We start from the raw sequence: 1,109 nt of genomic DNA on the forward strand, positions 1-1,109 counted from the left end.
CCGCTGGCCGGCGGCCGCGGCGGTCCCCCCGGCGGCTGCACGGGTCCATCGTCCCCGCTGCGCGCCGCGGGGATGTCCCGATCGCCGACAATCGCCCGGAAGCGTTCGATCTGGTCCTTGTGCCAGGTGACCTGCTTGGAGTCCTCAGCGACCCCGCGGGCCCGCAGGTCGGCAAGGCTTTTCTCGAGCAGCGGCAGGTGCCGCGCCGCGACATCCTCGGAGGTTTCCGGCTTGCCGTCGACGAGGCCGGTACCACCGACCCGCACCTTCGATTTCGTGGTGCGCGGCTTGTACTTCTTCGCCGGGACGAGGACCGGGCCGAGCTCGCCGTGCTCGTCGACCTTGTAGCGGGTCCGTTTCAGATGCGCCACCGAGGTGCCGCCAGCGGCTTTGTAGAGCTGGTTGAGGTCGACCGTGTTGAGGTCGTCGGCCGGGTCGTAGTCCTCGGTGACCGCGGCGATCGTGCACTTGCAGTGGTCATGGATCGGCAGCAGTTCGCCGACCTTGTAGAGCCGGTCCGATGCGGCGATGCACATGCCGCAGGTGCCGCCGCGGGACAGCTCGGGGTGGATCACCCGGCGGTAGCCGATGATCTTGACCTTCGGCCGGTCCAGGTCGGCCGGCGGTGCGGCGGCCGCCGACAGCACCTGGTGCTGCGCGAGGCGCTGGGCGAGCATCAGGTTGTCGTCGATCAGCGTGTCGATCCGCTGCATCGACTGCTTCGCGGCGTCGACACCACCCTTGGACTGCACGAACCGGAACGTCTGAGCCGGCCGCTGAAACACCGCGGCTGTGGTCATGTCGGCGGCTGTGATCTTCGCGCTGCTATCGGCGTAGTCCACCGTCACCGTCGGCCGCTGCAACACCAGCTTTCCGCCGACGATGGCGGCGCTCTTGGCTCGCACATCGACGGGGACTGTCTGCAGTGCGGCTGCTTTCACGCCGAGCGCGAGCAGCTGCTGCGACTGACCCACCGCGGCGGCCCGCGCCGCCGCGGTCTGCGCTGCCAGCATGATGCGGGCGGCCTGCGCCGCGAACGCGATGACCTCGCGGCTGCTGTACGGGTTGACCGTCGCCCACAGCGCGCCGATGGCCTGCTTGGCGTGGGC

The 1,109-nt window shown here is 69.8% G+C and carries 1 protein-coding gene; it reads right to left on the reverse strand.

Translation table 11 applies throughout. The annotated features are described in order from the left end of the window. Positions 1 to 1,109 (reverse strand): hypothetical protein (locus tag ACXAID_RS28180; RefSeq protein ID WP_475025444.1); only part of this gene is annotated, 1,109 nt, incomplete at both ends.

This window comes from Mycobacterium sp. ABE4_509 (genome assembly GCF_056160785.1).